General features: G+C 58.8%; 13 protein-coding genes. 2 read left to right on the top strand and 11 right to left on the bottom strand.

All coding sequences use genetic code 11. The features are described 5' to 3' along the window. Window positions 1-141: 141 nt before the first annotated feature. The 8 genes from ACFFT4_RS22785 to ACFFT4_RS22750 form a co-directional block, all read right to left on the bottom strand. Window positions 142-1,296: an ABC transporter permease gene (locus tag ACFFT4_RS22785; protein WP_378051160.1), complete on the bottom strand. Its 1,155-nt coding sequence runs from the start codon at window positions 1,294-1,296 to the stop codon at window positions 142-144. Between the two features lie 42 nt (window positions 1,297-1,338). Continuing rightward, the gene (locus ACFFT4_RS22780) at window positions 1,339-2,262 is read right to left on the bottom strand and encodes an ABC transporter ATP-binding protein (protein WP_378051159.1); all 924 of its coding nucleotides are present in this window, start codon (window positions 2,260-2,262) and stop codon (window positions 1,339-1,341) included. A gap of 28 nt (window positions 2,263-2,290) precedes the next feature. Beyond that, entirely contained in the window at window positions 2,291-3,034 is a 744-nt protein-coding gene (locus ACFFT4_RS22775; protein WP_378051158.1) for an ABC transporter permease subunit, read from the bottom strand. Between the two features lie 11 nt (window positions 3,035-3,045). Next, window positions 3,046-3,753, bottom strand: a complete 708-nt coding sequence (locus ACFFT4_RS22770; protein ID WP_378051157.1) for an ABC transporter ATP-binding protein — start codon at window positions 3,751-3,753, stop codon at window positions 3,046-3,048. Continuing rightward, complete coding sequence (locus ACFFT4_RS22765) at window positions 3,737-4,141, bottom strand: GntR family transcriptional regulator (protein ID WP_378051156.1); 405 nt, start codon at window positions 4,139-4,141, stop codon at window positions 3,737-3,739. Before ACFFT4_RS22765 ends, ACFFT4_RS22770 begins: the two co-directional genes overlap by 17 nt. 214 nt (window positions 4,142-4,355) lie before the next feature. Beyond that, entirely contained in the window at window positions 4,356-5,042 is a 687-nt protein-coding gene (locus ACFFT4_RS22760; RefSeq protein ID WP_378051155.1) for a DNA alkylation repair protein, read from the bottom strand. Window positions 5,043-5,071: 29 nt separating this feature from the next. Further along, entirely contained in the window at window positions 5,072-6,004 is a 933-nt protein-coding gene (locus ACFFT4_RS22755) for an RluA family pseudouridine synthase (RefSeq protein ID WP_378051153.1), read from the bottom strand. After that, complete coding sequence (locus ACFFT4_RS22750; protein WP_378051151.1) at window positions 6,001-6,930, bottom strand: ArsR/SmtB family transcription factor; 930 nt, start codon at window positions 6,928-6,930, stop codon at window positions 6,001-6,003. Before ACFFT4_RS22750 ends, ACFFT4_RS22755 begins: the two co-directional genes overlap by 4 nt. A gap of 184 nt (window positions 6,931-7,114) precedes the next feature. Between ACFFT4_RS22750 and arfA the strand changes: the two genes are divergently transcribed. Together arfA and ACFFT4_RS22740 are read left to right on the top strand one after the other, a co-directional pair. Further along, window positions 7,115-8,629 (top strand): arabinosylfuranosidase ArfA, encoded by a 1,515-nt coding sequence (gene arfA / locus ACFFT4_RS22745; RefSeq protein WP_378051150.1) that lies wholly within the window; start codon window positions 7,115-7,117, stop codon window positions 8,627-8,629. A 381-nt stretch (window positions 8,630-9,010) separates the two neighbouring features. Then, on the top strand, window positions 9,011-9,328 hold the full coding sequence (locus ACFFT4_RS22740) for a LytTR family transcriptional regulator DNA-binding domain-containing protein (protein WP_378051149.1): 318 nt from the start codon (window positions 9,011-9,013) through the stop codon (window positions 9,326-9,328). Window positions 9,329-9,432: 104 nt separating this feature from the next. Here ACFFT4_RS22740 and ACFFT4_RS22735 read toward each other — a convergent pair whose 3' ends face one another. The 3 genes from ACFFT4_RS22735 to ACFFT4_RS22725 all read right to left on the bottom strand — a co-directional run bounded on the left by ACFFT4_RS22735 (window position 9,433) and on the right by ACFFT4_RS22725 (window position 12,658). Continuing rightward, on the bottom strand, window positions 9,433-10,242 hold the full coding sequence (locus tag ACFFT4_RS22735) for a pyruvate, water dikinase regulatory protein (RefSeq protein WP_378051148.1): 810 nt from the start codon (window positions 10,240-10,242) through the stop codon (window positions 9,433-9,435). A 14-nt stretch (window positions 10,243-10,256) separates the two neighbouring features. Beyond that, a complete protein-coding gene (locus ACFFT4_RS22730) occupies window positions 10,257-10,877 on the bottom strand; it encodes a helix-turn-helix transcriptional regulator (protein ID WP_378051268.1) in 621 nt (206 codons plus the stop codon). 272 nt (window positions 10,878-11,149) lie between these two features. After that, entirely contained in the window at window positions 11,150-12,658 is a 1,509-nt protein-coding gene (locus ACFFT4_RS22725; protein ID WP_378051147.1) for an alpha-glucosidase/alpha-galactosidase, read from the bottom strand. Between the last annotated feature and the right edge of the window lies 1 nt (window position 12,659).

Here is a 12,659-nt window from a genome sequence, read left to right as displayed (position 1 = left end):
AAACAATATGTAAAAGTAATCATATGACGACATTATGAACTGAATGTGAACGAAACACAACTTTCACGCCGCGCGGCGAAAATGCGAAAAGACGGCCGCAGGGCCATCTTTAGCATTTCAAGCGAATCTTACCTTCATGCGTTATCCGAGCGCCGTGCGAATAAACCGCCGGTAACGCAGCATCGCAACGCCCAATCCCGCGCAGGCCACCGCGGCGAGCACAAGCAGCGAATAACCGATCCCGTCCACGTGCGCGCCGCGCAGCATAATATCCTGGAAGCCTTGCTGAGCCCAGTATTGGGGAGTAAAGCGGCTGATCGTCTGGACGGCTGCGGGCATCAGATCGATCGGGAACCACAGGCCGCCGAGGACGGCGCCTCCCATCGCGAGCAGCTGCGTGAACGCCATGCCTTGGTTTTCGCTTTTCGCGATCATGCAGAGCGCGAGACCGATGCCCGTGCCGCAGGCGCAGAGGAGCACGACAAGCGCGGCGACGGCAAGCGGATCGCCGACCTGGAGGCCGTAAACGAAATGCCCGAAGGCGAGCAGCGCGGAGCATTGGACGAGCGCCACGACCAGAAAAGCCAGCCACATGCCGAGCAGGTAGCTTAACGGGCTCATCCGGGTGCTGCGCAGCCGGGCTGTCATGCCGGCCTCCTTGTCGCCCAAAAACCGTTTAAGCATCGAAGTAATGACGAAGAAAACGAACATCACCGTGTAACCCGGAACGATCTGGGTGATTACGTTATATCCGGTGCCGTTCTCCAGCCGATCCTCGATCGAGAACGGCACGGCGAGCGCGCTGCGGCGTTCCGCGTCGGACATGCCTGCTGCCGCAAGCGCGGAATCGATTTTCGTCTCCCGGTATCCGTTGGCCAGATTCTCCAGCACGGCGCGCAGCGGCGCAACGACCGATTCGTTCGTCGCTTCGCGATACAGCTCGACGGCGGACGTCTCGCCCCCCGCGCCGCCCAGGCTTTGGCCAAAGCCGCGAGGCACGACCAGCAAGCCGGTGCCTTTGCCGTCGCGGATTTGATCGAGCTGCTCCTCCATGTCGGCAGGCTGCTTCTCCTCCAGCGCGTATCCGCTTTTTTCCTCCAGCGTAGCCAGGAACGCCCTTGAAACCTCGGACCGGTCGTTGTCCACGTAGGGAATCGTGACTTCCGTCTGGCCCACGCTGCCCAGCACCGAACCGAACAGCACGATGAACAACACCGGCATGCCGAGCAGCCAGAAAAAAGTCCCTTTCGCTTTCAGCAGCAGCTTCCATTCGTTTCTTGCGATCTTCCACACCATCGTCGAATCCCCCTTTGTCTCTGCAGCGGACGCATGCGCGGTTTAATTGTCTCTGAGCGTCGTTCCCGTCAAGTTCAGGAACACGGCCTCCAGCGAAGGCCGGACGATCTCGAGCTGCTTGACGCCAAGCGAGGCGGCGCGGCAAGCCTGCGCCCACTTCGCCAGCGCGTCCAATGGAGACGGGGTTTCGATCGTCCAGCCCCGCCCTTTGGCGGCGGGAACGCCGACGCCGCCCGGTATCGGCGGCCGCGAGCCGTCCTGCAGCTCCAGATACACCGCCTGCGTGCCGTGCCTTTCGAGCACGTCGTCCAGAGAGCCGCCGGCGATGATCCGACCGTGATCCACGATCGCCAGATCGTCGCAGAGGGCCTCCACTTCTTCCATATAATGCGTGGAATACAGCACCGTCACCCCGCCCTGCTTAAGCGAGCGGATCATTTCGAAAATATGGTTGCGAGACTGCGGATCGATGCCGACGGTCGGCTCGTCCATAATGATCAGCCGGGGCCGGTGCAGCAGCGCGGCCGCGATGTTGACCCGCCGCTTCATGCCGCCCGAGAACGTCGATACCGCGTCCTTCGCCCTGTCGGCCAAGCCGACTTGCTCGAGCACCTCTCCGATCCGGGAGGCCAGCTCGCGCTTGGGCACCTTGTACATCTCGCCGAAAAACCGCAAATTGTCCCTCGCCGACAGCTTCTCGTACAAGGTAATGGATTGGGGAACGTATCCGATCAGCTCCTTGATCGAATCCCGTTCCTTGCCGGCGTCCCTGCCGAAAATGGCGACGCCCCCCCGATCGGCCTCCAGCAAGCCGGACAATATTTTCATCGTCGTCGACTTGCCCGCCCCGTTCGGTCCGAGCAGTCCGAAGCAGCCGCCGGCCGATACGTTAAAGGTAATTCCGTCCAACGCCGTCTTGCTGCCGTACTGCTTCACCAATTCGTTTACTGCGATTGCGGCTTTCATCCGGCTCCCTCTCCTTTGTCGTCTTTTTTTACAGCTCCAGATGCTTGTCGCACACTTTAACGGCCCCCGCGAACAGCAGCGCGGCAACCGCCCAGATCGGAATCATCGACAGCCAGATCCAGGACGGATAGACGAGCGCGAACAGATCGTCGTCCGCTCCGCCCATCGTCAGTTGGCCTCCCCCCGTCATCCAGCCGAGCAGGTTGCCTCCGATCCCCATCAACAGCCACAGCAGAGGAAGCAGCGGCTTCAGCCCGGACCTTCTGACGGAGACGAGCAGCAGGCCAAGCGCCAGCATTGCCGGAGAAATGCCGAGCAGAATGCCGAATAGCTGAGCCTCCAGCACCAGCATCCCTTTAATGGAGGTGATCCGATCGCCGAACATGGCCACCGAGTAGGCGTCCAACAGCAGCACAACCGCGAAATAAATCAGGACGTAGCCCGCAAAACGAATCCAGACGGCCGCCGCCTTGGCGCCCAACAGCCGTGCCCGCGAATGAGGCAGCGACAGCCACCAGCCGATCGTCCCTCCGCTCCATTCCCGCTTCAGCGATTCCACCGCAAGCCCGAAGGCCATAAACGGAAAAATGTACGCCGTGAACATAAAGTAAGACGGATCGTAATCGGCCTGCCGCCCCCAGATGGCAACCGCCGCGCCGGCAAGCAGCAGAAGCAGTCCGCCGTATATCCATAGCCACTTGCCCAATCGAAGCTTGCCGCCCTTCGAAGCAAGCTCATGCTTGACCAGGAAGAAAAAAGTTCCTCGAGGCATCCTTCATCCTCCTAACCGAATAATTGCCGATATACTTGCTGCAGCGAGCCCCGTTCGGCGCGAAGCCGCTCCGCCTCCCCCTCCAGCACGACCGTTCCCTGGTCCATAAAAATCGCGCGGTCGAACAAGCTCTCCGTCTCGGCGATCTCGTGGGTGCTGATCAGAACCGTCTGCATCCGTTCCCCGAACGCGTCGATCAACGCCCCGACAATCTTTTCCCTGGAGATCATATCGATGCCCGAGAACGGTTCGTCCAGCACGAGCAGCGGCGCCTCGCGCGCAAGGCAGAGGGCGAGCATCAGCCGGGCTTCCTGCCCCTTCGACATCCCCGACACCTTCATCCCGGCGTCCAGGCCGAACGAATCGAACAGCTCCCGGGCCCGCTCCCGGTCGAAGCCCGTCTGCAGTCTTTCGCACCACTGCGCGGCCTGCTCGACCGTATGGTGCGCATACCAGCGCGCGCGGTCCGGCAAGTACGCTACCTTGCGGCTTACATCCTGGCCGGCCGTGCGTCCGAGCACGGTCAATCGGCCGTCGTCAGGCGCCGCCTGCCCGGCAATCATCCGCATGAAGGTGGATTTGCCCGCGCCATTCGGGCCGAGAACGGCCGTTATCGAATGCTGCGGAACAACCGCGCTCAGCCGCTTAACCGCTTGTTTCTTTCCGTAGCTCTTGTTCAGACGATCCGCCTCGATCGCCGGATTAGCCGTTATGTTCATCGTCCATGCCTCTTTTCTTCCGCAGCAGTCGATCGATGTCTTCGTCATCGAAGCCCAGGCTGCTCATTTTCGCCAGAAATTCGTCGATCGCCCGCTCGGCGATCCGGCTGCGAATGTCTTCGACAACGGCCATATCCGCCGTGATGTACGTGCCTTGTCCGCGCCGGGTTTCCGTAAGCCGATCCCGCTCCAGCTCCTGGTACGCCCTCATCACCGTATTGGGATTGATCTTCAAAGCCTGCGCCAGCTCCCTGACGGAAGGGATTTTGTCGCCCAAGGCGATCTCGCCTTTCGCAATGGAGCTGCGGACCTGGTCCAGCACCTGTTCGTATAGAGGCTGGCTGAGATCCAGCGCGAAACGCATTCCGCCGACCCGCACTTCCTCCAAGCGACTTCCTCCTCCGAAAATGTTATGAGTGTATTATATCACTTAATACACTTAGTGCAATAGAAAAAATCCGTTTATCCTCATTCGGTCCGATTGCTCCGTCGCTCGCGCAAAAAAAATCGCCCCTGGCAAACGGACTCAAGGTCGCGTTCGTCAGGAGCGGCGGTTAGGCGGATTAGCGAATTGGACAGTCGATCGGCGCGCTTCTGCGGCGTTAGCGGGATACGTGCTTAAGCGCTTCTTTGGCGCTGAGCGGCGAGAGCGGCGTCCGCTCCACGAAGCGGCGCACGGCGTCCTCGTCCGTCTTCGAATATTCGCGAAGCGCCCAGCCGATCGCCTTGCGGATAAAAAACTCGCGCTCGTCCTTGCAGCGCTCGATGTAGGCGAACAGTCTGCCGACATCCGTCCGCTCTTTGTACCGAAGCTGATAGAGCAGCGCCGTCCGGCGCAGCCATAAGTCGTCCGAGGCGATCCAGCGGTCGGCGTAGGCCGGAATCAGCTCCGGATATTTCGCCAGAAGATCTCCCGTCGCATTGGAAGCCAGATAATCGACCGTATCCCACCAGGGTTTCGTCACGATCAGATGCTCGACGACGTCAATGTCTTCCTTCCCGGCCCGCTTGCCGCGCTTGTCCAGAAAAGCCAATGCCGCGTTCTGGAACTCGCGCTCCGGCAGCTCCCACAGCCGCTTGACCACATCCAGCAGCTCGTCTCCCGCGGGAACTCCGTGCTTCGCCCAGAATGCCTTGATCAGCCGGGTGCGCTCGGGCGTCTTCAAGCCCAGAAAAGGGAACTTGTTGCGCATGTAGGCGGCCATCGGAGCCGCCTTCGCCGGGTCCGCATGGCTGCGCAGCCACGCCGCCAGCTCGGCCGTGTAATGATCCATACCCGCATTTTCCATAACCGTTCTCCCCTATGGCGTCATTCCCGCTACAGGCTTGCGTCAAAGCCGAGCCGGACCGCGACTTCGCGCATGCGCGACGGCAGCGGGGCCTTGAACTCGCGGCCGTCCGGCAGCGCGATGCGCCAGGCGTGCAGCAGTTGATGATTCACGTCTCCGAACCGTTTGCCTCCGTACTTGATGTCTCCGAGCAAGGAATGCCCGATATGCTGAAAATGGCTGCGAATCTGGTGCGTGCGCCCGCTGATCAGCTCGATCTCGACGAGCGAATAGGCGCTGCCGGTCTGCAGCGTTCTGTAGCGGGTTTCGGCGGACTTGGCCTGCTCCTCCCCCGCTCCGGCCACCTTCGTCCGATTGCTTTTCTCGTCCCGCACGAGGTCTCCCGTCACTTCTCCGTCCCCGCTAAGCCTTCCCTCCACGAGGGTCAAATAATACTTGCGCAGCTCGTGCTTTTGAATCCATTGATTGAGCTGGTGAAGCATGCCCGCCGTCTTGCCGACGAGCACGATGCCGCTCGTGTTGCGATCCAGCCGGTTCGCCGTGGCCGGCAGGAAGAGCGGACTGTCCAGCTCTCCCTTGCGGTACAAATACGCGTGCACGCGATTGACGAGCGTATCCTTCTGATCGCTCTGATCGGGATGGGTCAGCATGCCGACGGGTTTGTTCACGACCATCAGCTCGGCGTCCTCGTACAAGACGTCCACGTTCGCGTTCACTCCGACGTATTTCGCTTTTTTCTGGCCGACGCTCGCTTCCTTGTAAGCCGATTCGTCCACGTACAGCGCCAGCTCGTCCCCCGCGGCCAGCTCGTAATTCTGATTTTTGCGCTTGCCGTTTACTTTGACTTTGCCGTTGTCGATCATCTTATAGATTTGGCCCAGCGGAAGGTTCGGCATCAGGTTTCTAAGAAACCGGTGCAGCCTTTTGCCGCTCTCGGAGGGCGTAATTTTGCGGTTGATCATCGTTTCGCTTCTCTCCTCTGGCTGTAATACGCGCGAAATTGAATGTCCTGATTATAATTCCCGAAGCCGGCCCCGTACAAGGTCAAGCCTCCGACATGGCGCGCGTCTTCCTCTACGGCAAAACGCAGCGTCCAGAACGGCTGATCCACCCGCAGCTCGCCAAGACCCGCAGCGGAAATGCGCTGCCCGTCGATGAAGCAGCCCTCGTCGTTTATACGAATCATTTTGCGCAGGCCGTACTGGTTCAGCCGAATGCCCCACCATTCCGGGGTGAACCGTCCGCGCGTCTCCGTCCCGTAATCGCCGGGACTGGTCCACTCGCCAAGATAAGCTCCGTTTAAGTAAAAGCGAATGTCCGATGGCCAATGCTCGTTCACCCCGGGCGCTTCCGAAGCGATCTCGAACGAGATTTCCAACTCCTCGAGCCGTTGGCTCGGCAAAAGGTAATTAGGCGTCTTGTACTCCACGTATCCCCGGCCGAACCACAGAATCGCCGCATCCACCCGCTGGGGATCGAGAAAATAGCGCGGATCGTCGAATTGGCCGATCAGCTTCTCGCGGGTGGCCAGTCCGCAAGTCGGATGCACCTCGAAGGAAGTGTAGTGTCCGACGCGAATCGTCTGCTCGTAATGCTCCCTCTCTTCCGGGTGCGCGTTCGGCAGCTCGATCTCGATGGCCGACTCGGCCAACGAGCACATTTTATGGGTGCCGCCCCGCTTGCGTACCATCTTAGTCGCGATCAGCCCGGCTTGCTCGAGCTTGCGGACGTGCATCGTGACGATCGCGCTGCTCAGCTCCAGCCGCTGGGCGATTTCCTTTACGTTCATCGGCTTCTCGGCGAGCAGTTCCATAACCGTCAACCGAACGTCGCTGGCCAGCGCTTCGTAGAGCGGAAGCCATTTTCGGTCCGTATTCGCTTTAATCATCGCTCCGAAGGCCTCCTGTCGTTTGTCGCTTAAATTAATATAAATATAAATTCATAAAAATGCAATCCGGGCGAACAAATTCATGCTTGCATTTTGTGTCCCGATCCTGTTAAATACGAATTGAAATCCTGATTTTATTTATCGGTTAATATTATTATTAATTAAATGAGAGAGGAAGATTCGCATGACCGCACGCAAAGCTTCTATGATCGTCGACAAGGACTTCGTAATTTCCCGGATCGACGACCGTCTCTACGGCTCGTTCATCGAGCATCTGGGCCGCGCTGTATACGGGGGCATTTACGAGCCGGGCCATCCGCAGGCCGACGGCCAAGGCTTCAGACAGGACGTGCTGGCGCTCGTCCGCGAGCTTCGCGTTCCGATTGTCCGCTATCCCGGCGGCAACTTCGTCTCCGGCTACGATTGGAAGGACGGCATCGGCCCGAAGGAATCGCGCCCGCGCAGACTGGAGCTGGCCTGGCGCACCGTCGAACCGAACCTGTTCGGCTTGAACGAATTCGCCGATTGGTCGCGCGCCGCCGGCTCGGACGTGATGTGGGCGATCAATCTCGGCACGCACGGCGTCGACGAAGCGCGCAATATCGTCGAATACGCCAACCATCCTTCCGGCTCGTACTGGAGCGATCTGCGAATCAGTCACGGCTATAAGCAGCCGCATGCCATCAAAACGTGGTGCCTGGGCAACGAGATGGACGGCCCCTGGCAGATCGGCGCCAAGACGGCCGTGGAATACGGGCGGATCGCCGCCGAGTCCGCGAAGGTCATGAAGTGGGTCGATCCCTCCATCGAGCTTGTCGCCTGCGGCAGCTCCGGCCGGGGCATGCCGACCTATCCCGAATGGGAGGCGACCGTTCTCGACCACACGTACGAGCATGCCGACTATCTCTCCCTGCACAGCTATTACGGCAATGCCGACAACGATACGGCCACATTCCTCGGCCGTTCGCTTGAAATGGAAGATTTCATCCATAGCGTGACGGCGACATGCGATTACATCAAGGCCAAGAAAAGAAGCAAGAAAACGATGATGCTGTCGTTCGACGAATGGAACGTCTGGTTTCATTCCAACAATGCCGACAGAAAAATCGAGCCGTGGCAGGTCGCCCCGCCGCAACTGGAGGACGTCTATACGATGGAAGACGCGCTTGTCGTCGGCTGCCTGTTGATCGCGCTGCTGAAGCATTCCGACCGCGTCAGAATGGCTTGTCTTGCCCAACTGGTCAACGTCATCGCGCCGATTATGACCGAGAACGGCGGAGCCGCCTGGGCCCAGACGATCTATTATCCTTATCTTCACGCTTCGATCTACGGCCGCGGACAAGCGCTCGTGCCGCTCGTGCAGTCTCCGAAATACGATACGAAGGATATCACGGACATTCCTTATCTGGAGTCGATCGCCGTCTACGACGACCGCGCGGGCGAGGTGACCGTGTTCGCCGTTAACCGCGATCTCGAAAACGCGCTGCCGCTGGAAGTAGACTTGAGAAGCTTCGGCCGGTGCGAAATGATCGGGCATACGGTGCTGGAGCACGAGGATTTGAAGGCGACCAATACGGCCGCTTCCCCGGATCGCGTGAAACCTCGGGACGGCGGAGACACCTCGTCCGACGGCTCGAAAATTACGGCGACGCTCGGCAAAGCGTCCTGGAACGTCATTCGCGTCCGCGTGGTCGAATAACGGGCGATATCGGTTCAACCGCAGGAGGCCTAAGGAGCTGTCTCCTAAGTAAGGGCGCACAAGATGATCGATGAGAAAAATAAGGGCATCTATCTCCTGGAGACTGCCTCATACGTTCCTGAAATTACCCCTTTACGGGTTTACCAGTTCAAAATTTCAGGATCGTATAGCATCGGAAGGAGATAGATGCCCGTTAAATTAATCCATCGATTATCGTACTGTGCGGCTCTTTTGGCTTATGAGACAGCTTCTTCATCGTCTAACCGATACCGCCCGTTGTCATTTTTTATAATTTTTTTAGGAAGGTCTCCCAAAACGCAAAAAAATATGTTATACTGTAAGCGCTACCAAAGCAATCTCATTCTAAGGGGGATTGAAACGATGAATGCAGCGCTTCAGGAGAAAAATGTGTACGAGGATTTCGAACCGAGTCAGGACACGTTGTTCTTCAAAGTCGGGGCACACGGATTGATCAGCTTTCACGGACGGAATTACAACATCAAAAAGAGACTGTCCGCCGATGAAAGAAACCGCCTCATCGCGGATACCGCGACGTTCTTCCGCGTTTCGTCCGATTGCTACGTCAATATCCGCAACATTTCCGTTATCGGCGAGCATCATCTCTTCTTCGACGACACCTCGAAACGTTTGCCCTGCTCCGGACGCAAGCAGCAGATGATTCGCCAGCTTCTCGGCTGATTTCATGACGATGCAACATCGACAAAGCCTGAGCGAACCGCGGGAACGCTTTTCCCCCGGATGGCTCAGGCTTTGTTCTTGACCGCTCTATATCCGGCACGCGATCAAGGAGCCAGCAGCTCGATAATCAATCCGGCCGTCTCCTCGATCGCTTTCTCGGATACGTCGATCACCGGGCACTTCAGTCGCTCCATAATCCCGGAAGCGAACTTCAGCTCCTTCTCGATCCGTTCCATCGACGCGTAGTTCGCCTGGCTGGGAAGTCCGAGCGCCTTTAACCGTTCCGAACGGATTTTAAGCAGCCGCTCCGGCTGCATCGTCAAGCCGACGATCAGACGGCTGGAGGAGGCAAACAGCTCTTGGGGAGGCTTCACTTCGATCGTGAGCGGGTAGTTCGCGGTTTTGATCCCCTTATGCGCGAGATAAATGCTCAGCGGCGTCTTGGACGTGCGGGAAACTCCGACCAGCACGACCTGGGCTTGCAGAAGTCCGCGTGCGTCCTTGCCGTCGTCGTATTTGACGGCGAATTCGATCGCTTCGATTTTCCGGTAATAGTTCTCGTCCATCTCGTGCAGCAGGCCGGGCTTGTACTTGGGCGAGTCGTTAAACGTGTCGATAAACGCCTGCATCATCGGCCCCATCACGTCGACCGCGCGCACGCCGAGCCGGATCGTCTCCTCCCGCATCGTCTCGCGCAGCTCGGGCTGAACGAGCGTGTACGCGATGAACCCTCCGGTCTGTCCCGCTTCCGCAATGATCGCTCTGATCTCGTCCTCCTGCTTGATGTTGCCGTAACGCTTGATCTTCACCTGCTCGGTGGCAAACTGCCGGGCCGTCGCCCTGGCGACCGCGTCGGCGGTTTCCCCGACCGCGTCCGAGCATACGAAGATGATCTTCTGCCGTTCCTCCGACATCCGTCTATTTCCCCCTACTCCGCGATAAACCCGGAGGATAAGTCCACCAAGGCCAGCGTCATGTTGGTTTTCGTAATTCTTCCGACGACCTCCAGCCGGGAACGTTCGCCCGCCGCGCTTACGACCGGCAAGCCCCCGACCTGATGATCCAACATCTTCCTGGCCGCGTCCAGCAGCGAATCTTCCGGCGTCGCGTACACCATTCTGGTCACCCGGGTCATCACCATGCTGATCGGAATCGCCGCCGCATTCGGATTGCCCAAGGTTACCTTCAGCAAATCCTTGAGAGACACGGTGCCGACCAGCGTTCCCTGCTCATCCGTCACGGTCAGAAAGCCCGTGTTCTCCACGAACAGCGAAATAACGGCGTCGTTAACCGTCGCCGTCTCCACGATGACAACCGGACGATTCATGACGTCCTTGACTTTAAGATTCAGCACTCTCTCGCTCTGCCGGCCTTCCGAGGTCATCACCTTGCCCAGGAAGTAGCCGACTTTCGGCTTGGCGTCGATGTAGCCAAGCATGACAAGCACGGACAAATCCGAGCGGATCGTCGGGCGGCTGACGCCCAAGCTTTCCGCGATCTGCTCCCCGGTAATCGGCGCGTGCTTCTTCACGAGATCGATAATCGCGATTTGCCTAGCCGTTAGTTCGATAATCGGCTCACTCCCTTGCTCTCTGACGCATGCCGCCAAGCGGACATGATGAATCGCTATTTATGGTATACCATAAACCGATTTATGACACAACATTTCGTTTTTATTGCACATAATCGCCTCTCTCCCAGTCAACGGAGGCACGCCCGATAGCGGGATTTCCACTTGCGAAATCCCGCTAAAGATGCGTCGGCCGCTGAATCGATAGCCGGGGCCTGGTCCCGACTATCGACCGCTGGGAGAGCCGCACTCTATTTGGATATTTTCGCCCGCTCTTTTCCTTTGTCCGACTCTCCGGCGTTGCGGTTCGCGGCTTCGCGGTCCAGCTTCATCTCCTCGACGCTCTTGACGCGCAGGCGCGCGGCGCCGGAATATCCGTCCCTCGTCGGTACGCTTTTGCCTCCGGCAAGCCTCGCCTTCGCTTCGGTGATTGCCTCCGCGTATTGGGGCAGCCATTTCTCCTGCGCGACCACCATCTCGTCGACCATCTGCCAGATTTCGTTCGGATTGCAGACCGCGCCGACGAGCGGGTCCATCATGAACGCCTGGCGCAGCAGCTTGTCGTCCCCGCTTACCGCCGCTTCGACGGCCAATCTTTGAACGGAAATGCTGACATTGCACACGGCCGCGGGACCGAGCGGCAGCTTGCCGACAACCGGCATGGCAACGCCGTTTCGGTCCACGTATCCGGGAGCCTCGATAATCGCGTCCTCCGGCAAATTTTCGATCACGCCGTTATTCCGGACGTTGAAATGCCCGCGATAAATCCTTCCCGTCTCCAAGCTTTCGATAATATAGGACCCATGCTCTTCGCCGCGTTCTTCCGCGGCGTACTTCAGCGCCGGCTCCTTCATCCAGTTCGGGAATTCGGTCTCGAACCAGTTGCGGCCCTCCGTACATACCCGCAAATACCCGCCAGTCTCCCCGTTGATCCAGCTTCCGAGATCGATCCATTGTCCGATCTCCTCCGGGCGTTTGCGGTACCACGGCACATACTCGCTCAGATGGCCATTCGATTCCGTGCTGTAGTAGCCGAAGCGGCGGAGCATGTCGATGCGCACCTTCTCCGTGCGGCTGAAATCCGGATGCTTCTCGAACGCCTCCAGCAGCCTGCCGGTCAGATCCTCGCCGTTATGGCGAATCTGAACGTACCATGTCTGGTGGTTGATGCCCGCGCAGACGATATCGACCTTTTCCTTCCGCAAGCCGAACGCCTCGGCAATCTGCCGGTGTCCGCCTTGCACGCCGTGGCACAGTCCGATCGTGCGCACGCCGCCGTATTGGTTGCACGCCCAGGTGAGCATCGCCATCGGATTGGCATAATTGAGCAGCAGCACGTCCTGCGCCGCAACCTCCCGAATGTCCCGGCAGATGTTCAGCATCTCGGCGATTCCGCGCTGCCCGTACATGATGCCGCCCGCCGACAGCGTGTCGCCGACGCATTGGTCGACTCCGTAGGTCAGCGGAATTTCCACGTCGGTGGCGAACGCTTCCAATCCTCCCACGCGAATCGTGCAGATGACGTATTTCGCCCCCGCCAGCGCCTCGCGGCGATCGGTCGTCGCCCGGATGCGAATGGGCAGGCCGTTCTCCTCGATGTCTCTCTGGCACAGCCGCGCGACTCTGTCCAGGTTGTCCGGGTTGATATCCGTAAAAGCAACCTCGATATTGTTAAATTCCGGTACGCTCAATAAATCCCGCAGCAACCCCCGGGTGAATCCGATGCTGCCCGCTCCGACGAACGCAATTTTAAAAGCCATG

The sequence above is a fragment of the Cohnella cellulosilytica genome, from assembly GCF_042431195.1.
In the GTDB taxonomy this organism is placed as follows: domain Bacteria; phylum Bacillota; class Bacilli; order Paenibacillales; family Paenibacillaceae; genus Cohnella; species Cohnella cellulosilytica.
Note: the sequence above shows the minus strand (reverse complement) of the source record. Positions and strands in the feature narration are given on the sequence as shown.

Bases quoted from the DNA above. Each gene is read 5' to 3' on its own strand.
- ACFFT4_RS22785 (WP_378051160.1), bottom strand. From the start codon at position 1,296: ATGGTGTGGAAGATCGCAAGAAACGAATGGAAGCTGCTGCTGAAAGCG.
- ACFFT4_RS22780 (WP_378051159.1), bottom strand. From the start codon at position 2,262: ATGAAAGCCGCAATCGCAGTAAACGAATTGGTGAAGCAGTACGGCAGC.
- ACFFT4_RS22775 (WP_378051158.1), bottom strand. From the start codon at position 3,034: ATGCCTCGAGGAACTTTTTTCTTCCTGGTCAAGCATGAGCTTGCTTCG.
- ACFFT4_RS22770 (WP_378051157.1), bottom strand. From the start codon at position 3,753: ATGAACATAACGGCTAATCCGGCGATCGAGGCGGATCGTCTGAACAAG.
- ACFFT4_RS22760 (WP_378051155.1), bottom strand. From the start codon at position 5,042: ATGGAAAATGCGGGTATGGATCATTACACGGCCGAGCTGGCGGCGTGG.
- ACFFT4_RS22755 (WP_378051153.1), bottom strand. From the start codon at position 6,004: ATGATCAACCGCAAAATTACGCCCTCCGAGAGCGGCAAAAGGCTGCAC.
- ACFFT4_RS22750 (WP_378051151.1), bottom strand. From the start codon at position 6,930: ATGATTAAAGCGAATACGGACCGAAAATGGCTTCCGCTCTACGAAGCG.
- arfA (WP_378051150.1), top strand. From the start codon at position 7,115: ATGACCGCACGCAAAGCTTCTATGATCGTCGACAAGGACTTCGTAATT.
- ACFFT4_RS22740 (WP_378051149.1), top strand. From the start codon at position 9,011: ATGAATGCAGCGCTTCAGGAGAAAAATGTGTACGAGGATTTCGAACCG.
- ACFFT4_RS22735 (WP_378051148.1), bottom strand. From the start codon at position 10,242: ATGTCGGAGGAACGGCAGAAGATCATCTTCGTATGCTCGGACGCGGTC.
- ACFFT4_RS22725 (WP_378051147.1), bottom strand. From the start codon at position 12,658: ATGGCTTTTAAAATTGCGTTCGTCGGAGCGGGCAGCATCGGATTCACC.